A 17,671-nucleotide genomic window follows, 5' to 3' on the forward strand; every position below is an offset into this window, starting at 1 on the left:
AAAGGCATGCTGAATTATGTTTGTAAACGCCTGTTGGGGCTTATCCCGACGCTGCTGATTGTGGCGGTGCTGGTGTTTTTGTTTGTTCATATGCTGCCGGGCGATCCGGCACGTCTGGTTGCAGGGTCAGATGCGGATGCAACGGTTATCGCGCTGGTGCGAAAACAACTGGGCCTCGACCAGCCTTTGTATATGCAGTTTCTCCATTATATTGGCAACGTTCTGCAGGGTGACTTTGGCACCTCTATGGTGTCACGTCGTCCGGTTTCGGAAGAGATTGCCAGCCGCTTTATGCCCACGTTCTGGTTAACCATTGCCAGCATGAGCTGGGCGGTGCTGTTTGGTCTTGGCGCAGGAATTGTCGCTGCCGTCTGGCGCAACCGCTGGCCGGATAAGCTCGGTATGGCTCTGGCCGTCACGGGCATTTCCTTCCCGGCATTTGCACTGGGGATGCTGCTGATGCAGATATTCTCCGTGGAGCTGGGCTGGCTGCCGACGGTCGGGGCCGATACCTGGAAACACTACATTCTGCCCTCAATGACGCTGGGCGCGGCTGTTGCTGCCGTGATGGCCCGCTTTACCCGTGCCTCGTTCGTTGACGTGCTGAGCGAAGATTATATTCGCACCGCCCGGGCGAAAGGGGTCAGCGAGAAATGGGTCATCCTCAAACACGGCTTTCGTAACGCGATGATCCCGGTGGTGACGATGATGGGGCTCCAGTTTGGTTTCCTGCTGGGCGGCTCGATTGTGGTGGAGAAGGTCTTTAACTGGCCGGGGCTGGGACGTCTTTTGGTGGATTCAGTCGAAATGCGTGATTACCCGGTTATTCAGGCCGAAGTCCTGCTTTTCTCACTGGAATTTATTCTTATCAACTTAGTGGTGGATGTGCTCTACGCCGCCATTAACCCGGCCATCAGGTATAAGTAAAATGCGATTGTTGAACTGGCGTCGTCAGGCCATGTTAAACGCTATGCCGGGGCTAAAGCCGGACCATATCCGCACGCCCTGGTCTGAATTCTGGCGGCGTTTTCGCCGTCAGCCGGTCGCCATGACGGCGGGGCTGTTTGTCCTGCTGCTGATTGTGGTGGCGGTCATTGCGCCGTGGGTCGCACCGTTTGATGCGGAAAACTATTTTGATTACGACCGTCTCAATGATGGACCGTCGATGCTGCACTGGTTCGGCGTGGACTCGCTTGGGCGCGACATCTTCAGCCGCGTGCTGGTGGGGGCGCAGATCTCTCTCGCCGCCGGGGTTTTTGCGGTACTGATTGGCGCGGCAATCGGCACCGTGCTGGGTCTGGTCGCCGGATATTACGAAGGCTGGTGGGACCGCATTATCATGCGTATCTGCGACGTGTTGTTTGCCTTCCCGGGCATTCTGCTGGCGATTGCGGTAGTGGCGATAATGGGCAGCGGTATGGCTAACGTCATTATTGCGGTTGCGGTCTTCTCAATACCGGCGTTTGCGCGTCTGGTACGAGGCAACACGCTGGTGCTCAAACAGCAAACCTTTATTGAGTCTGCGCGCAGCATGGGGGCCAGCGATGCCACTATCCTGTTCAGCCATATTCTGCCGGGAACGGTATCGTCTATCGTGGTCTATTTTACCATGCGTATCGGCGTGTCGATTATCTCGGCGGCCAGCCTGTCGTTTCTGGGGCTGGGTGCGCAACCGCCTACACCGGAGTGGGGCGCGATGCTGAATGAAGCAAGAGCGGACATGGTCATTGCACCGCACGTGGCCATCTTCCCGAGCCTGGCCATTTTCCTGACCGTGCTGGCGTTTAACCTGCTGGGTGACGGGTTACGCGACGCGCTGGATCCGAGGATTAAGGGGTAGGATGGAAACCCTCTCCCGGCGGGAGAGGGTGAAGGGAAGGGTAAAACGCCGTTAAACCCGGCTTCCCCACAAATCATACTCGTCGGCGTTTTCAACTTTCACGCGGACAATATCGCCCGGCTTAACGCTGGTTTCGCCGTTCAGGTAGACCGCGCCGTCGATTTCAGGGGCGTCCGCCATGCTGCGGCCAATTGCGCCTTCTTCGTCCACTTCATCGATGATGACCAGAATTTCGCGGCCCACTTTTTCCTGCAGACGTTCAGCAGAGATCTGCTGTTGCAGCTGCATGAAGCGGTTCCAGCGCTCTTCTTTCACCTCTTCCGGAACCTGATCCGCCAGTTCGTTGGCGGTCGCGCCTTCGACCGGGCTGTATTTGAAGCAGCCTACGCGGTCCAGACGTGCTTCTTTCAGGAAGTCGAGCAGCATCTGGAAATCTTCTTCGGTTTCGCCCGGGAAGCCCACGATGAAGGTGGAACGCAGGGTCAGGTCCGGGCAGATTTCACGCCACTGTTTGATGCGTGACAGCTGGCGATCGACGGAGCCAGGACGCTTCATCAGCTTCAGAATACGCGGGCTGGCGTGCTGCAGCGGGATATCCAGATACGGAAGAATTTTCCCTTCTGCCATCAGCGGGATGACATCGTCAACGTGCGGATACGGGTAGACGTAATGCAGACGTGTCCAGATACCCAGTTTGGCAAGCTGTTCGCACAGGCCAACCATACTGGTTTTCACCGGCTCGCCGTTGTGGAAACCAGAGCGATGCTTCACGTCGACGCCATAGGCCGAGGTATCCTGAGAAATGACCAGCAGCTCTTTAACGCCTGCGTCTGCCAGACGTTTGGCTTCTGCCAGCACTTCACCAATCGGACGGCTGACCAAATCGCCACGCATGGACGGGATAATGCAGAAGGTGCAGCGATGGTTGCAGCCTTCGGAAATTTTCAGGTACGCATAGTGACGCGGGGTCAGCTTCACGCCCTGTTCTGGCACCAGGCTCAGGAACGGATTGTGCTTAGGTTTAGGGACATAGTGATGAACATGCTCCAGTACCTGCTCGTAGCTATGCGGGCCGGTGATCTCCAGCACTTTCGGGTGCACTTCGCGGATCTGGTCCACTTTCGCGCCCAGACAGCCGGTCACAATCACTTTGCCGTTTTCCGTCAGGGCTTCACCGATGGCTTCCAGTGACTCCTGAACCGCGCTGTCGATAAACCCACAGGTGTTAACGATCACCATGTCGGCGTTGTCGTAGCTTGGCACCACGTCATAGCCCTCGGTGCGCAGTTCGGTCAGGATGCGTTCAGAATCCACCAGGTTTTTTGGGCAGCCCAGGGAGACGAAGCCGATTTTAGGCTGGTGCGTAACATTGCTCATAGGTTAAAAATTCATCAATTATGGAGTTATCAGGGCGGGATTTTACAGCGTTCCGCGGGGGATTTATACACTCTTTGCGAGGCGGATGACCGACGAGAAGGTTGTAACATTGTAAATAATGTTAATCAGTTAAGAATTATTGATCTCAGGCATTAAACTGTACAAAAAATAACCTTATTCTGAATGTGCACAATGGCTGACAGAGGAGGAAAGAGCATGTCCGTTGACAGACTGAAACGCGATCTGCTTAACAAGCTGATCAATGCCCGAATCGACCTTGCCGCGTACCTGCAGTTGAGGAAGGCAAAAGGGTATATGTCAGTCAGCGAAAGCGAACATCTGCGTGATAATCTCTTTGAACTTTGCAACTTCATGCGTGAAAAAGCACCCGTCCTGAAAGCGGAATACGCCGAAAGCGAACTCGTTGCGCTGCGCCGCGCCGCCGAGGTGCTCTCCATTGCAGGGGTATGTTTGATGAACGGACGCCACGACTGCCCGAATTTTATCGCTGTTAACGCGGAGAAGCTTGAAAACTGCCTGACCACGCTCTCTCTATGCATCATGTGTCTGAACAAGCACGAGACGCTTGAACAACACTGACACCGGGGGAGGCAACTCCCCCTTCTGATTAAGCTTTTGTAAAAGTGATAACGTGCCCGGACCCAGTGGCTAACCTTTATGCCATAAACCGATAAAGGAGCGCGTTATGCATCGATCCTCGCTGATTTTCCTGCCTGCGTTGTTATTCCCGATTTCTCTCCTCGCCGCCCCTAACGCGGTAAAAGTCGACGTTGTGCAAAACCGGCTCGATCATCCCTGGTCGATGGCGTTCCTGCCGGACAATAAAGGGCTGCTGGTGACCCTTAAGGGAGGCCAGTTAAAGCACTGGCAGGCCGGAAAAGGGCTTTCCGACCCGATCGTCGGCGTACCCAAGGTCTGGGCAAACGGCCAGGGCGGATTGCTGGACGTGGCACTCGCCCCGGATTTTGAAAAATCGCGCCGCGTCTGGCTGAGCTATGCCGAGGCGGGGAATGACGGCAAAGCGGGAACGGCGGTTGGCTATGGCCGCTTAAGCGATGATCTCTCCCGAATTGAAGGTTTCCAGGTGGTCTTCCGTCAGATGCCGAAACTGTCCACCGGTAACCATTTCGGTGGTCGACTGGTCTTCGACGGCAAAGGCCATCTGTTTATTGGTCTGGGCGAGAACAACCAGCGTCCGACGGCGCAGGATCTGGATAAACTGCAGGGCAAAGTTGTGCGCCTGACGGAGGACGGCAAAGTGCCTGCCGATAATCCGTTTGTGAACACTCCCGGCGCACGGCCCGAAATCTGGTCTTACGGCATTCGTAATCCGCAGGGGATGGCGATGAACCCCTGGAGCGACACGCTATGGCTTAACGAGCACGGTCCGCGCGGCGGGGATGAAATCAATATCCCGGAGAAAGGCAAAAACTACGGCTGGCCGCTGGCGACGCACGGTATTAACTACAGCGGTCTGAAGATCCCGGAAGCCCAGGGCGAGCACGTTGAGGGAACGGAAAAGCCGCTGTTTGTCTGGAAAGTGTCCCCCGCCGTGAGCGGGATGGCGTTTTACAACAGTGACGTATTCCCGCAGTGGAAAAATACGCTGTTTGTCGGGGCGCTGAAGGAGAAAGACGTTATCGTGCTGAGCGTGGAGGGCAACACGGTTACCGAGAAGGGGCGAATTTTAGGTGACAGAGACCAGCGCATTCGCGATGTGCGGGTGGGGCCGGACGGGTATCTGTATGTCCTGACCGATGAGACGGACGGGCAACTGTTGAAAGTCAGCCCGTCCGGATCGTAATCAGGTCACCGGAATCATCACCACGTGACGGTATGCCGGGCGCTCGCTCAGTTGCTTCAGCCAGCGCTCAAGGTGCGGGCGCGGCGTCCAGGTAACGTCAATGTTGGTCAGGTTCCAGATGAAGGGCGCAACGGCAATATCGCCTACGCCGAAGCGTTCGCCTGAGAACCACGGATGCTTCGCCAGTTCGTCGTCCATCATCGCAAACAGGTTTTCACAGGTGTCCTGGGCTGCATGAATGGCAGGATAGTCGCGGTCAGCTTCGGGGGTTCTCACAAGCCCCATCAGGATCACACGGTGTGCGGGGGAGAGCGTCTGGTTTGCCCAGTCCATCCACTTTTCACCCTGAGCGCGTTGGGCCGGACTGTCCACCCACAGGCGGCTCTGACCATACTGTGCCGCGAGGTAACGCACGATGGTGTTGGACTCCCACAGCGTCACGTCGGTCTCTTCGTCGCGCAGCAAGGGCACCAGACCGTTTGGGTTCATGGCCAGATAGTCGGCATCTTTATTTACCCCAAACTGCAAACCTGCCATCACCTGCTTAAACGGTAAATCCAGCTCCTCCAGCGTCCAGAGGACTTTCTTAACGTTGGTTGAATTGTTCCTGCCCCACAGCGTAATCATAGAAACTCCCGAAATAGTCAAACAACCTGAGATGTGAATCAACGCCAGCGTTTTGCCATGGTGAGATAAACCTAACAATTACGCAACAGAAGACAAAAAAATCGCCTGAATCAAAGCGTATCTGAATGTTATTGCATAAACTTTAATAACTTTACCTTGGTTAGGTTTCTTTAACCGTTTTAGTGCGCTATTACTCATCGCTTCTTGCGACACGGTGATGTGACGTAATTTTTGAATGGACACTCGGGTGGCATTTATGACGCGAAAAATGACTTCTCTGCGCAGCCTGGCGGCAGGCTCTGCGCTCCTTTTCCTGTTTGTACCAACTCTCTACGCAGCGGAACAGGCTGCGCCCGAAGCGCCGCCTGTGGATGCGCGCGCCTGGATCCTGATGGATTATTCCAGTGGTAAAGTGCTGGCGGAAGGCAATGCGGATGAGAAACTTGACCCGGCAAGCCTGACGAAAATCATGACCAGCTATGTGGTGGGTCAGGCGCTGAAAGCGGGCAAAATCAAGCTTGACGATATGGTCACCATCGGGAAGGACGCCTGGGCGACCGGCAACCCGGCGCTGCGTGGGTCATCGGTGATGTTCCTCAAACCCGGCGATCAGGTATCAGTGTCTGATTTGAATAAAGGGGTTATTATCCAGTCCGGTAACGATGCCTGTATTGCGCTGGCCGATTACGTTGCGGGCAGTCAGGACTCCTTTATTGGCCTGATGAACGGCTACGCGCAAAAACTGGGCCTGACCAATACCACCTTTAAAACCGTGCACGGCCTGGATGCGCCGGGTCAGTTCAGTACCGCGCGCGACATGGCGCTGTTAGGCAAAGCGTTGATCCACGACGTGCCGGATGAATATGCCATCCACAAAGAGAAAGAGTTTACCTTCAACAAAATCCGCCAGCCGAACCGTAACCGTCTGCTGTGGAGCAGTAACGTCAACGTCGACGGTATGAAGACCGGCACCACGGCTGGCGCGGGTTATAACCTGGTCGCTTCCGCAACTCAGGGCGATATGCGCCTGATCTCGGTCGTGCTGGGCACCAAAACCGACCGCATTCGTTTTAATGAATCAGAAAAATTGCTGACCTGGGGTTTCCGCTTCTATGAAACCGTCACGCCCATTAAACCGGATGCCACGTTCATCAGCCAGCGCGTCTGGTTTGGTGACAAGAGTGAAGTGAACCTGGGGGCGGGTGAAGGCGGGTCGGTGACCATTCCCCGTGGTCAGCTGAAAAACCTGAAAGCCAGCTACACCCTCACCGACAGCCAGCTCACCGCGCCGCTGAAAAAAGGCCAGGTGGTCGGGACGATTGATTTCCAGCTTAATGGCAAATCGATTGAACAGCGTCCGCTGATTGTGATGGAAGCGGTAGAAGAGGGCGGTTTCTTTAGCCGGATGTGGGACTTCGTCATGATGAAATTCCACGGATGGTTTGGCAGCTGGTTCAGTTAAGCCTCCATTGTCGGGTGGCATCGCGCCACCCGGCATGACCTCTGCACCTGACTCAGTACATCAACTTCACCTGCTGCGCTTTCGCGTAGGCCACGGTCTCTTCATCCGGACGGCAATCGCTGACGATGGCGTCAAAGAGCGACAGCTCACCCATTCTTGCCGGACGAACCTTGCCAAACTTGCTGTGATCGACCACCAGCACATGGTACTGCGCGGCGCTTAATGCCCAGTGCTTGACCGGCAACTCTTCCAGGTTAAAGCAGGTTGCTCCCTGACGGACAGTGACCCCCGCTGCGGAATAAAACGCGATATCCGGACATACGTTGCTGAGCGTATCCTGCAGATTCAGCGGCTTAAAGATGGCATTGCTGGCGTGAAACTCACCGCCACAGAGGATCACCCGGCACTCGGGTTTCTCCTGCAGTGCCAGAAAGGTATTCAGCGAGTAACACACCGCCGTAAACGGGATGCTGCTGTCGATCGCTTCGATTATCCACGGCGTGGTGGTGCCGCAGTCAAAAAACAGCGTCTGATGCGGCTGCACCAGCGAGGCCGCAAGCCGGGCGGCTTTGCGTTTCTCTTCCACCAGGCGCGTCTTTTGGTCGCTGATCAGATAATGGCTGGCGCTACGCGGCTCAAGCACAATGTATCCGCCCAGCAGCACGACAGGCGCGCTCTCGCTGTTCAGATCCCGGCGAATGGTCATCTCAGAGACCCCGAGGAGGCTGGCGGCTTCCTTAAGATGAAGCTTATCACTGCGCTTCAGCGCCTGTATCAGCTGAGCAATGCGGTCATCGCGACGTGTTTCCATAGTTCCTCGGGATAAAAAAGTGAACCCCCGCAGGGCGGGGGTTCAAGTGTAACCTGTCAGACTGGGGTTAGTCACGTACCCAGCCTTTGCGGATCGGGATAGCAAAAAGGGTGCGATAAAGATAAGACAGGCCGCGGTAGAGCGCTTCACCGAAGAGATTCCACAGGAGCGCTGCGCTGACGCAGCCGATGAGACCGACCAGCAACCCCCCCACCATATCCATCGGCCAGTGGACGCCGAGATAAACGCGAGACCAGGCGATAGCCCCGGCCACCACCATCAGCACCGCACCCGACCACAGACGATGCCAGAACAGGAAGGCCAGCGCGAAGGTAAAGATAACCGTCCCGTGATCGCTTGGGAACGAGTCATCCGGAGCATGGTGCAGGAAAGTATACCCCGCGTGGTCGACGAAGGGGCGGTCGTGCGGGAACGTCAGGCCCAGAATGTAGCTGACCAGCACGCTGATCCCGAGGGCCATCGCCATCTTAATTACCAGCTGGCGCTGCGCCTTCACCTGGCTTCTCGGCCCCCACAGCCAGAGGATCGCCGCCAGTACCGGCACGATACTGATCAGATCTTTTGCCAGGAAGGTGGCGAAATCAATCATCCACTCTGGCGAGGCCGGAGTGGCGTTGATGAGATAAAACAGCTGGTAATTCAAATTCTCTAACATAGCGTTGTCACTCTTTTGCAAACCAGGTGGAGACCAGACCGTAGACCACCAACTGGGAAAACCAGACCCACCACCCAGCCCACAGGTTGTGAGAGAAAAAATGCGCCCCGCGCATGACCTGGCCGTAACCCATCGCCATACCTAAAACGACGCCCAGCACGACGAAGCACCAGGCAAGACGCGGACGCTCGCGCCAGAAGGCAAAGAACAGTCCCATCACCATAAAGCCGCTGGAGGCATGACCGCCGGGGAAACAGCGCCCCGGACCGCTGTCAGCGGGAGCGGCACTGAACAGCGGATAAGAAACGGCCTTACCGCCATACTCCACCAGATCCCACGGGCAGCTGTGATGGCTTATGCTTTTCAGTACGCCAACCACCAGCGCGCCAAGCCCCATCAGCAGCGCGGCCGTGACCAGTCTCGCATTGCGCCTGAACGCGCCATAAATGAGCGCAACAGCACCTGCGGCGATGGCGATGTACTTCGCCAGTCGATGGTTCAGCAGGTCCAGCAGGTGGTCTTGCTGCAGTGGAAAACGGTGAGCAGCCGCGTCATACCATAAACCGGTGATCCATTTGTCGAGCGTTTCATCGCGGGATAGCCAGGTAAACAGCACGGCAAGGGCTATCAGTATTAAAAGCTGATAACCATAAAAGCGGGGTGGTAGACGGTAAAGTCGTTTTGTCTTATTTGTCTGTAAGTTAGACAATTCTGAACGGCTGGAAGTGGGTGCCATAATCCGGAGTCGTTGACGAGAAATGGGGCTATCATAAATCTGACAACTTAAGGAAACCTTAAACAAAGACGATATGTGCTTTATTTCTGTTTCTTCTGGATAAATCACTATCTCGGGCCAGGGCATTTCATTACACTCGTCGCGATTTTGTCACGATAAAGAGATTGCATGTTAAACCGTTCTTCTTCTGGTTCACGTCTGGGTCGTCAGGCGTTGCTTTTCCCCTTATGTCTGGTGCTCTACGAATTCTCTACTTACATCGGCAACGATATGATCCAGCCCGGCATGCTGGCCGTTGTCGAACAGTACAACGCAGGGATCGAATGGGTACCGACCTCCATGACTGCCTATCTGGCTGGCGGCATGTTTTTGCAGTGGCTGTTAGGGCCGCTGTCGGATCGTATAGGCCGTCGTCCGGTGATGCTGACGGGCGTGGTGTGGTTTATCGTGACCTGCCTCGCCACGCTGCTGGCGCAAAATATTGAGCAATTTACCCTGCTGCGCTTCCTGCAGGGGGTGAGCCTCTGCTTTATCGGTGCCGTCGGGTATGCCGCCATCCAGGAATCGTTTGAGGAAGCGGTGTGTATCAAGATTACCGCGCTGATGGCGAACGTGGCGCTGATCGCGCCCCTGCTGGGGCCGCTGGTGGGCGCTGCCTGGGTACACGTTGCACCGTGGGAAGGGATGTTCGTGCTGTTTGCCGTGCTGGCCGCCGTCGCTTTCTTTGGCCTGCACCGCGCGATGCCGGAAACCGCTACCCGTCTGGGTGAGAAACTGTCGCTAAAAGAGCTGGGCCGGGATTACAAAGAAGTGCTGAAGAACGGCCGCTTTGTGGCGGGCGCGCTGGCGACGGGGTTTGTTAGCCTGCCTCTGCTGGCGTGGATTGCCCAGTCGCCGGTCATTATCATCAGCGGCGAGCAGCTCAGCAGCTATGAGTATGGCCTGCTGCAGGTGCCGATTTTTGGCGCGCTGATTATCGGTAACCTGGTGCTGGCGCGTCTCACATCCCGCCGTACGGTGCGTGCCTTGATCATTATGGGCGGCTGGCCCATCGCTGCCGGGCTGGTTCTGGCGGCGGTCGCGACAGTGGTGTCGTCCCATGCGTATCTGTGGATGACCGCAGGATTAAGCGTTTACGCGTTCGGTATCGGTGTGGCGAATGCCGGGCTGGTGCGCCTGACGCTGTTTGCCAGCGAGATGAGCAAAGGCACGGTGTCAGCGGCGATGGGCATGTTGCAAATGCTGATTTTCACCGTTGGAATCGAGGTGAGCAAACACGCCTACGCATTTGGCGGCAACGGTCTGTTCAGCCTGTTTAATCTGGCTAACGGCGTGCTGTGGGTTGGGCTTATCGTGGTGTTCCTGAAGGATAAACGCGTCGGGAATGCTTTACAGCCGTAAGCTGTTTTCCCTCTCCCGGTGGGAGAGGGCCACGGTGGCGTCAATGAAACGGCGCTTCGCCGTTCAACACCTTATCAATTACATCCAGCACGCCTTCGTCGTTATTGTGCGGGGCTTCAAAGCGCGCCACCGCCTTAATATGCGGCCTGGCGTTTGCCATCGCAAAGCTGAATCCTGACTGGCGCAACATTTCTACGTCGTTCCCGCTATCGCCAAAAGCCACCACTTCGCTGTCGTCGATGCCCCAGCGCTTTTGCAATATTCGCAGACCGTTGGCTTTATGCACCCCGGGGATGATGAGGTCGATACTGCCGTGGCCGGTCGTGACGGGCACCATAATGTCGTTCAGCTTTTCGTGCAACATCGCCTGAATACGCGGGATGTCGTCGTCAGAGACGTTAAGCCCGAATTTGAAGAAAATATCGTTCAGGTTGCCGAAATCACTCACCATTTCGAGACGGTGGTAGTACTTTGCCGCGATATCCTTAAAGCCGTCGTCATAATGCTTCAGCGTATAGGCGCTGCTTTTTCCGCAGGCGATAATCTCAATGCCCGGCACATCGTTTAACACGGCGGCAACGGTGTCGAAGTGCGTCTTCGACAGTTCACCGTTGAAGACATCTTCCCCGGCGCTGACCACCCAGCCGCCATTTTCCGCGACAAACGCAATTTCATGGGCAATCTCCGGGAAAAAGGAAATCAGCTGGTAGTACTGGTTGCCGCTGGCAACCGCAAAGCGAATGCCTTGCGCTTTCATTCGTGCATATTGCGCCAGAAAACGCGGGCGGTTATAGGTCTTGGCATCGCTCAGAAACGTGCCATCCATGTCGACGGCGATCAGTTTAACGCTCATATCCCTTCTCCAGTGTCGTTTGTTCCGTTTCCGGCTTCGCGACCGCGCGCGCTACCAGCGCTGCGATGATCACTAACCCTAACACCACCAGCATGGCGCTGCGCAGCCCGTAGTGCTCACCGAGGAAGCCAAGCAACGGTGGCCCCACCAGGAAGGCGAGGTAGCCCGTGGTGGCCACCACGCTGACGCGGGTCGGTGCATCCGGGCCAGTGTCGCTGGCGGCTGAAATGGTGAGCGGGAAGCCAAGCGATGCCCCCAGACCCCAGAGGATCACCGACACGCCGGCAATCCAGTCCACGTCCACAAAGATGATCATCGCAATCCCCAGCCCGCCCAGCAGGGCGCTGGCACGCACCACCGCCACGCGGCTGTAGCGGTCAATAAACCAGCCACCGGTAAAGCGCCCGACGGTCATCCCGAGGGTGAAACCGGCGTAGATCAGGGAGCCGGAGGTTGGGCTAAAACCGTGGCCGTCAACCATCAGCAGCGGCAGCCAGTCGTTAGCGGACCCTTCCGCAAAGGCCATCGCCAGCACCACCACGCCGATCAGCATCAGCTGAATGTCGCGGTAAAACGGCAGCCCTTTTTCCGCGGTGGCGTGTTCGTCAGAGGTGTTCTTGCCGGTGCCGTCAGGGATCGCCCGGATACCGGTCAGAATGGGGATAATACATACCAGTGCGGCCAGCAGAATATGCAGGTTCGCGGCGACGCCCGAGGCCGTCAGCGCCATCCCCACACCCGCACCGGCCAGCGTGCCAAGGCTGTAAAAGCCATGCATCATCGGCAGTACGGTTTTATTCATCTCACGTTCAACCGATGCCCCTTCAACGTTAATGGCCACTTCAGCGGCACCGAAGCTGCCGCCAAACACCGTCAGCCCAAGGGCAAACAGCACCGGCGAGGCAAGCCACAGCGCCACGCTCAGCACCAGCATCCCGAACACGGCACAGCACATGGTGGTGCGGATGACCGCCCGTGTACCGAAGCGTTTGACAAGCCACGCGGAGCACAGAATACCGCTCATAGAGCCTATCGACAGGCCAAACAGCACGATGCCCATCTCGGCCGTTGAGACGGATAAAATATCGCGAATGGCCGGGGTACGCGTGGCCCATGAGGCCATCAGCAGACCGGGAATAAAGAAGAACATAAACAGCGCCCACATGCGCAGCTGCAGGGTTCTACGGGGGGAGGTCAGAGTCATTGAAGTCAGCACCGGAAGTACAACAATAGCGACAACACTAGCAAGTTTGTGTACATTTGTACACAAACCACGTGGGGAATTTATGAGCAGAGCACCGAACGATCCTCAACGCCGGGAGAAGATCCTGCAGGCGACCCTGGACACCATTGCAGAGCACGGTATTCATGCCGTGACGCACCGGAAAATCGCCACCTGCGCGGGCGTGCCGCTGGGGTCGATGACCTACTATTTTGACGGTATGGAGTCGCTGCTGGAAGAGGCCTTTACGTGGTTTACCCGGCAGATGTCGCAGCAGTATCGGGATTTCTTCGCCGGCGTGACCGGGCCAGAAATGGCGTGCGAATCCATCACCACGCTGATCCACAGTTCGCAGGTCACGACGCCGCAGAATATGGCGCTGATGTACCAGCTCTATGCCTTTATGCACCGCAGTGCGGCGCTCAAAACGGTAATGCAGGACTGGATGAAGATGAGCCAGACCACGCTTGAGCAGTGGTTCGACCCGGTGACCACCCGCGCGCTGGATGCCTTTATCGAAGGGATGACGCTGCACTTTGTGACCGACAGAGCCCCGCTCACCCGGGAGGAGATCCGGGCGATGGTCGGCAGGATAGCGGGCGAGAGCGGACGTTAGATTGTGGTCGCGCCGGCCGTCATGTTTACCGTTGTGCCCGTGATGGCACCGGCTGCATCTGACGCCAGAAACGCGATGGTGTCTGCCACCTGCTCCAGCGTCGGCAGGCGATTCAGCATCGTGCTCTGTGCCGCGCCCTCCAGAAACTGCTCCACGGTGATGCCCATCGCCTGTGCCTTGATGGCGAACAGGTCACCCACACCGGAACCGGCCTGAATCGCGTCGGCTATCGCATGCGAACGTACGCACAGGACACGAATATTCTTTGCCCCCAGCTCCGCCGCGAGCGCACGGGTTAACGCTTCCGTCCCCGCACAGCCGACGATATGCCCGAGATGTCCCGGCATCGCCATATTTGCAGCCGGAGCAACGACGGTGATAAGCGTTCCGGCACGCTCACCGCCCATACGGGGTGCGACAGCTTTGGCGATGTTGAAATAGGCGGCCAGAAAAGGGTCGAACCCCTGTCTGAATTCACTGAGCGTTAATGCGTCGAGGCGTTTACCCTGGTCGTGCATAAAGCCCGTGGCATTCACGACGATATCAATCCCGGCAACGTCCGGGAGCGTCGCGTCGGCATTGAGAGCATCGAAAACAAACAGCCGGGCTGACCCGCCAGCGGCGTGAATGCGGTTAGCGACGTGCTCCAGCCTGGCCTGATCGCGTGCCGCGAGGTAGACCGTTGCCCCTTCACAGGCGAGCGCGTACGCAGTGGCGCTGCCAATAGCGCCGCTGCCACCAAAGATAACGGCGGTTTTATTTTTGAGACTCATACCTGCATCCCCTCACCAGACCGGTCCATCAAATTATGGGTCGGGTGACGGCGGATGCAACTCCGCCACGGGGCAGGGTATGTGACTGACAAGACTTAGGGCATCACTATCAGCGGATTAGCTGCCGGAGATTTTTTTTCCGCTGGCGTCCACCACCGCTTCGCCATCTTCTTTCGTAAACGCTCCTTTCTGTGCATCAGGCAGGATATCGAGTACGACTTCGGAAGGGCGGCACAGGCGAGTGCCCAGCGGCGTCACTACGATCGGACGGTTAATCAGGATCGGATGCTGCAGCATAGAATCGATAAGCTGGTCGTCGGTAAACCGGTCCGCGGCGAGGCCCAGCTGTTCATAAGGTTCGACATTTTTGCGCAGCAAATCCCGCACGGAAATCCCCATCTCAGCAATCAGTCTGGTCAGTTCATCACGAGACGGTGGGTTCTCAAGGTACAGAATAATTTCGGGTTCAGTGCCGCTGTTGCGGATCATCTCCAGCGTGTTGCGCGAGGTGCCGCAGGCTGGATTGTGGTAAATGGTGATATGGCTCATATCCGTTACTCATTACAGTGTGAAGGAGAGACGTAACGCCAGCGCGGCGAGCGTCACAAACAGAACCGGCAACGTCATGATGATGCCTGTCCGGAAATAATAGCCCCAGGTGATCGTCATGTTTTTCTGCGCCAGGACATGGAGCCAGAGCAGGGTGGCCAGGCTGCCGATAGGCGTGATCTTCGGACCCAGGTCGCAGCCAATCACGTTGGCATAAATCATCGCGTCTTTAATCACACCCGATGCCGTGCTGCCATCGACAGACAGTGCCCCAATCAGGACGGTCGGCATATTGTTCATTATGGATGACAGGAACGCCGTGATGAACCCGGTACCGAGCGTGGTGGCCCACAGGCCATGCCCGGCGAGGAGATTAAGAACCCCTGACAGATACTCCGTCAGCCCGGCATTGCGCAGGCCATACACCACCAGATACATCCCCAGCGAGAAGATAACGATCTGCCACGGTGCGCCACGAAGCACTTTTCCCGTATTAATGGCATGCCCGCGCTTTGCAACGGCAAACAAAATCAACGCGCCTGCTGTCGCGATAGCACTGACCGGAATACCGAGCGGTTCAAGTACAAAGAACCCGACAAGGAGCAGTAACAGAACAATCCAGCCCGTTCTGAAGGTTGGAAGATCGTTGATCGCGCGGGAAGGCTCGCGGAGTTTTGACAGGTCGTATGCTGGCGGAATGTCCTTTCGAAAGAACAGGTGCAGCATCACCAGCGTGGCCGCAATCGCGGCGAGATCCACGGGGATCATCACCGAGGCGTATTCGCTGAACCCCAGCGAGAAGAAGTCTGCCGATACGATATTCACCAGGTTCGAAACGATCAGCGGCAGGCTGGCAGTGTCGGCGATAAATCCAGCCGCCATGACAAACGCCAGCGTGGCCTGCTTGCTGAACCCGAGGGCGAGCAGCATGGCGATAACGATGGGCGTGAGGATAAGCGCCGCGCCGTCGTTGGCAAAAAGCGCCGCAACGGCCGCGCCCAGCAGAACGATATACGTAAACAGCAACCGGCCCTTGCCATTACCCCAGCGGGCCACGTGCAGCGCCGCCCACTCGAAAAATCCGGACTCATCAAGCAGCAGGCTGATGATGATGACGGCGATAAACGTGGCCGTCGCGTTCCAGACAATATTCCACACCACCGGAATATCGTTAATGTGGATCACGCCGCTGACCAGCGCCAGTACAGCACCCATCGTGGCGCTCCAGCCGATACTTAACCCTCTGGGCTGCCAGATGACCAGCACCAGTGTAAACAGAAAAATTGCCCCAGCCAGAAACATCGTGAACTCCGTTATATCTGTTTTTATGAATGTGTTTTAACACGCGCCCGGAAGGCGGTTTTTCAGCTTTGTGCGGGTCTCTTCCCGCAAGCAGTTCCAGCTGTTGTCAATCACGGTGGCAGCCCATGCCGGCATAGTGGGGGACAAACGGTAATAAACCCATTTCCCCTCCCGGCGATCGCTCACCAGCCCGGATTCACGCAGCAGCGCCATATGGCGCGATACCTTGGGCTGTGATTCAGCCGTGGCGGAACAGAGATCGCAGACGCACAGTTCCCCGGCTTCGCGCAGAAGCATGACGATGGACAGGCGAGTCTCGTCGGAGAGGGCTTTGAAAAGTTGGACCGGATGTAGCATCGGCTTTCCTGCGGTTGGTTATATATATGGTTAAGCATATATGTTTGGGTGGAAAGAGGGAAGGCGGAATGTTGAAGAGGGGAATTTCAGGCAACAAAAAACCCATTTATATAAATGGGTTAGAAAAAACAATCACTTACTTTAAAATCAATAAGTTAAAATAGTAGTTAGGGGTAGTAAAGGTCAGGGAGTGGCAACCGCTGCCGCCATTTTGTCGCCATTGTGCATTGTAGCCAGGGGGTTAAACCTTAACGCAGTTTCAAGGTGATCTGGCGCGAGGTGGGCATAACGCATAGTCATCTTTATATCGTGGTGTCCCAGTATTTTTTGCAGAGCGAGTATGTTTCCCCCGGACATCATAAAGTGAGCTGCAAAGGTGTGGCGAAGAACATGCGTTAGCTGGCCACGCGGCAAGATGATAGAAGTTTTATCCATCACTGATGCAAATTGAAAATAGTAGTCATCAAAAAACTTGAACCCCTTCAGCGCGGTGATTTCTTCATATAGCTCCTTGCTGATAGGGATGCTTCTGTTTTTCTTTCCCTTCGTTCTGGTGAACGTGATGCGGTACTTCGTTACCTGCGACCTTGTCAGATTGACTGCCTCTCTCCATCTTGCCCCAGTGCTGAGGCAAATCTTCACAACCAGCGTCAACAGCTTATTTTGGCGCTGGCAGTCATACAGAAGTTCTGCAATCTGATCATGTGTCAGCCAAGCCATTTCTTTTTCAGCAATAGTAAACTTACGCATGTTTTCAAGAGGGTTTGGCTGAAGCCATTCGCCCAAGCGAATCAGTTCACTAAAGGCACCGCTTAAATAACTTTGTTCAAGATTTACCGTGACAGGGCTAGCGCCATTCTTCCATTTCTCACTGAAATATATCTCTCCTGTTAGACGTTTATCGCGGTAGTGAGCAAACATTTTTGGGGTGAGTGATGTAGCTTGAGGATTTCCTAATGCGTCCACGATCAGCAGTAGCTTTTCGTATACGTGTTCGCCAGCAGAAAGCGAAATGCCGTGCAGTTTATACCAAAGGTTAACAATATCTTTTAAAGAGCGCCGATCAGCAACATCACCCAGCCACGGTTTGGCCGCGGCCTCATCCATCGTGTGGCGCTCAAAGGCCATCGCCTCACCTTTTGTTGCAAATTGCTTTCGAACTCTGCGCCCGGAACGTCCGGCAGGGTAGCATTCACAGAGCCATTTGCCCGTTTCAAGTTTCCGAATAGCCATTCAATACCCCT

Annotated in this window: 19 protein-coding genes; 7 read left to right on the plus strand and 12 right to left on the minus strand. The window is 56.0% G+C overall.

From position 1 onward, the window contains the following. The first annotated feature begins 6 nt into the window (after nt 1-6). Nucleotides 7-927 carry a glutathione ABC transporter permease GsiC gene (gene gsiC, locus AM379_RS15160; protein ID WP_020884889.1) on the plus strand — a complete coding sequence of 307 codons (921 nt, stop codon included), beginning with the start codon at nt 7-9 and terminating at the stop codon, nt 925-927. 1 nt (nt 928) lies between these two features. Beyond that, entirely contained in the window at nt 929-1,840 is a 912-nt protein-coding gene (gene gsiD / locus AM379_RS15165; protein ID WP_020884888.1) for a glutathione ABC transporter permease GsiD, read from the plus strand. Between the two features lie 51 nt (nt 1,841-1,891). Here gsiD and rimO read toward each other — a convergent pair whose 3' ends face one another. Further along, complete coding sequence (rimO, locus tag AM379_RS15170; RefSeq protein ID WP_106503862.1) at nt 1,892-3,217, minus strand: 30S ribosomal protein S12 methylthiotransferase RimO; 1,326 nt, start codon at nt 3,215-3,217, stop codon at nt 1,892-1,894. 216 nt (nt 3,218-3,433) lie between these two features. Here rimO and bssR point away from each other — a divergent pair, with 216 nt between their 5' ends. Further along, nucleotides 3,434-3,817, plus strand: coding sequence for a biofilm formation regulator BssR (gene bssR, locus AM379_RS15175; RefSeq protein WP_020884887.1), 384 nt, complete (start codon nt 3,434-3,436; stop codon nt 3,815-3,817). A gap of 106 nt (nt 3,818-3,923) precedes the next feature. Beyond that, nucleotides 3,924-5,042, plus strand: coding sequence for a PQQ-dependent sugar dehydrogenase (locus AM379_RS15180; protein WP_106503863.1), 1,119 nt, complete (start codon nt 3,924-3,926; stop codon nt 5,040-5,042). Here AM379_RS15180 and AM379_RS15185 read toward each other — a convergent pair whose 3' ends face one another. Next, nucleotides 5,043-5,669, minus strand: coding sequence for a glutathione S-transferase family protein (locus AM379_RS15185; RefSeq protein ID WP_032681369.1), 627 nt, complete (start codon nt 5,667-5,669; stop codon nt 5,043-5,045). A 256-nt stretch (nt 5,670-5,925) separates the two neighbouring features. On the opposite strand from AM379_RS15185, the gene dacC reads away from it, so the two are divergent. After that, nucleotides 5,926-7,131 (plus strand): serine-type D-Ala-D-Ala carboxypeptidase, encoded by a 1,206-nt coding sequence (gene dacC / locus AM379_RS15190; protein ID WP_020884884.1) that lies wholly within the window; start codon nt 5,926-5,928, stop codon nt 7,129-7,131. A gap of 52 nt (nt 7,132-7,183) precedes the next feature. On the opposite strand, the gene deoR is transcribed toward dacC, so the two are convergent. From deoR to AM379_RS15205, 3 genes are all read right to left on the minus strand, one after another. Next, nucleotides 7,184-7,942 carry a DNA-binding transcriptional repressor DeoR gene (gene deoR, locus AM379_RS15195; protein WP_032677752.1) on the minus strand — a complete coding sequence of 253 codons (759 nt, stop codon included), beginning with the start codon at nt 7,940-7,942 and terminating at the stop codon, nt 7,184-7,186. A 67-nt stretch (nt 7,943-8,009) separates the two neighbouring features. Further along, on the minus strand, nt 8,010-8,618 hold the full coding sequence (ybjG, locus tag AM379_RS15200) for an undecaprenyl-diphosphate phosphatase (RefSeq protein ID WP_041162514.1): 609 nt from the start codon (nt 8,616-8,618) through the stop codon (nt 8,010-8,012). 7 nt (nt 8,619-8,625) lie between these two features. Beyond that, entirely contained in the window at nt 8,626-9,354 is a 729-nt protein-coding gene (locus tag AM379_RS15205) for a phosphatase PAP2 family protein (protein WP_106503864.1), read from the minus strand. Between the two features lie 168 nt (nt 9,355-9,522). On the opposite strand from AM379_RS15205, the gene AM379_RS15210 reads away from it, so the two are divergent. After that, nucleotides 9,523-10,755, plus strand: coding sequence for an MFS transporter (locus AM379_RS15210; RefSeq protein ID WP_014169295.1), 1,233 nt, complete (start codon nt 9,523-9,525; stop codon nt 10,753-10,755). A 40-nt stretch (nt 10,756-10,795) separates the two neighbouring features. Here the strand turns inward: AM379_RS15210 and AM379_RS15215 are convergent, their stop codons facing one another. Both AM379_RS15215 and AM379_RS15220 read right to left on the minus strand, forming a co-directional pair. Further along, nucleotides 10,796-11,608, minus strand: a complete 813-nt coding sequence (locus tag AM379_RS15215; protein WP_020884881.1) for a Cof-type HAD-IIB family hydrolase — start codon at nt 11,606-11,608, stop codon at nt 10,796-10,798. Further along, on the minus strand, nt 11,598-12,812 hold the full coding sequence (locus tag AM379_RS15220) for an MFS transporter (protein WP_032677755.1): 1,215 nt from the start codon (nt 12,810-12,812) through the stop codon (nt 11,598-11,600). The genes AM379_RS15215 and AM379_RS15220 overlap by 11 nt, the downstream gene beginning before the upstream one ends. Nucleotides 12,813-12,894: 82 nt before the next feature. Here AM379_RS15220 and AM379_RS15225 point away from each other — a divergent pair, with 82 nt between their 5' ends. Further along, nucleotides 12,895-13,446 (plus strand): TetR/AcrR family transcriptional regulator, encoded by a 552-nt coding sequence (locus tag AM379_RS15225; RefSeq protein ID WP_020884879.1) that lies wholly within the window; start codon nt 12,895-12,897, stop codon nt 13,444-13,446. Here the strand turns inward: AM379_RS15225 and AM379_RS15230 are convergent. From AM379_RS15230 to AM379_RS15250, 5 genes are all read right to left on the minus strand, one after another. Next, complete coding sequence (locus tag AM379_RS15230; protein ID WP_106503865.1) at nt 13,443-14,219, minus strand: SDR family NAD(P)-dependent oxidoreductase; 777 nt, start codon at nt 14,217-14,219, stop codon at nt 13,443-13,445. The two genes, AM379_RS15225 and AM379_RS15230, sit on opposite strands and share 4 nt — an antisense overlap. A gap of 117 nt (nt 14,220-14,336) precedes the next feature. Beyond that, nucleotides 14,337-14,768 carry a glutaredoxin-dependent arsenate reductase gene (gene arsC / locus AM379_RS15235; RefSeq protein ID WP_032677757.1) on the minus strand — a complete coding sequence of 144 codons (432 nt, stop codon included), beginning with the start codon at nt 14,766-14,768 and terminating at the stop codon, nt 14,337-14,339. Nucleotides 14,769-14,780: 12 nt separating this feature from the next. After that, nucleotides 14,781-16,070: an arsenic transporter gene (locus AM379_RS15240; protein WP_032677758.1), complete on the minus strand. Its 1,290-nt coding sequence runs from the start codon at nt 16,068-16,070 to the stop codon at nt 14,781-14,783. A 36-nt stretch (nt 16,071-16,106) separates the two neighbouring features. Next, nucleotides 16,107-16,427 (minus strand): metalloregulator ArsR/SmtB family transcription factor, encoded by a 321-nt coding sequence (locus tag AM379_RS15245; protein WP_032677759.1) that lies wholly within the window; start codon nt 16,425-16,427, stop codon nt 16,107-16,109. Nucleotides 16,428-16,610: 183 nt separating this feature from the next. Further along, a complete protein-coding gene (locus AM379_RS15250) occupies nt 16,611-17,660 on the minus strand; it encodes a phage integrase (protein WP_106503866.1) in 1,050 nt (349 codons plus the stop codon). Nucleotides 17,661-17,671: the final 11 nt, after the last annotated feature.

This window comes from Enterobacter cloacae complex sp. FDA-CDC-AR_0132, from assembly GCF_003010695.1.
Taxonomy (GTDB): Bacteria; Pseudomonadota; Gammaproteobacteria; order Enterobacterales; family Enterobacteriaceae; genus Enterobacter; species Enterobacter ludwigii.

Coding starts and splice junctions, on each gene's coding strand:
- gsiC (WP_020884889.1), top strand. CDS start 7: ATGCTGAATTATGTTTGTAAACGCCTGTTGGGGCTTATCCCGACGCTG.
- gsiD (WP_020884888.1), top strand. CDS start 929: ATGCGATTGTTGAACTGGCGTCGTCAGGCCATGTTAAACGCTATGCCG.
- rimO (WP_106503862.1), bottom strand. CDS start 3,217: ATGAGCAATGTTACGCACCAGCCTAAAATCGGCTTCGTCTCCCTGGGC.
- bssR (WP_020884887.1), top strand. CDS start 3,434: ATGTCCGTTGACAGACTGAAACGCGATCTGCTTAACAAGCTGATCAAT.
- AM379_RS15180 (WP_106503863.1), top strand. CDS start 3,924: ATGCATCGATCCTCGCTGATTTTCCTGCCTGCGTTGTTATTCCCGATT.
- AM379_RS15185 (WP_032681369.1), bottom strand. CDS start 5,669: ATGATTACGCTGTGGGGCAGGAACAATTCAACCAACGTTAAGAAAGTC.
- dacC (WP_020884884.1), top strand. CDS start 5,926: ATGACGCGAAAAATGACTTCTCTGCGCAGCCTGGCGGCAGGCTCTGCG.
- deoR (WP_032677752.1), bottom strand. CDS start 7,942: ATGGAAACACGTCGCGATGACCGCATTGCTCAGCTGATACAGGCGCTG.
- ybjG (WP_041162514.1), bottom strand. CDS start 8,618: ATGTTAGAGAATTTGAATTACCAGCTGTTTTATCTCATCAACGCCACT.
- AM379_RS15205 (WP_106503864.1), bottom strand. CDS start 9,354: ATGGCACCCACTTCCAGCCGTTCAGAATTGTCTAACTTACAGACAAAT.
- AM379_RS15210 (WP_014169295.1), top strand. CDS start 9,523: ATGTTAAACCGTTCTTCTTCTGGTTCACGTCTGGGTCGTCAGGCGTTG.
- AM379_RS15215 (WP_020884881.1), bottom strand. CDS start 11,608: ATGAGCGTTAAACTGATCGCCGTCGACATGGATGGCACGTTTCTGAGC.
- AM379_RS15220 (WP_032677755.1), bottom strand. CDS start 12,812: ATGACTCTGACCTCCCCCCGTAGAACCCTGCAGCTGCGCATGTGGGCG.
- AM379_RS15225 (WP_020884879.1), top strand. CDS start 12,895: ATGAGCAGAGCACCGAACGATCCTCAACGCCGGGAGAAGATCCTGCAG.
- AM379_RS15230 (WP_106503865.1), bottom strand. CDS start 14,219: ATGAGTCTCAAAAATAAAACCGCCGTTATCTTTGGTGGCAGCGGCGCT.
- arsC (WP_032677757.1), bottom strand. CDS start 14,768: ATGAGCCATATCACCATTTACCACAATCCAGCCTGCGGCACCTCGCGC.
- AM379_RS15240 (WP_032677758.1), bottom strand. CDS start 16,070: ATGTTTCTGGCTGGGGCAATTTTTCTGTTTACACTGGTGCTGGTCATC.
- AM379_RS15245 (WP_032677759.1), bottom strand. CDS start 16,427: ATGCTACATCCGGTCCAACTTTTCAAAGCCCTCTCCGACGAGACTCGC.
- AM379_RS15250 (WP_106503866.1), bottom strand. CDS start 17,660: ATGGCTATTCGGAAACTTGAAACGGGCAAATGGCTCTGTGAATGCTAC.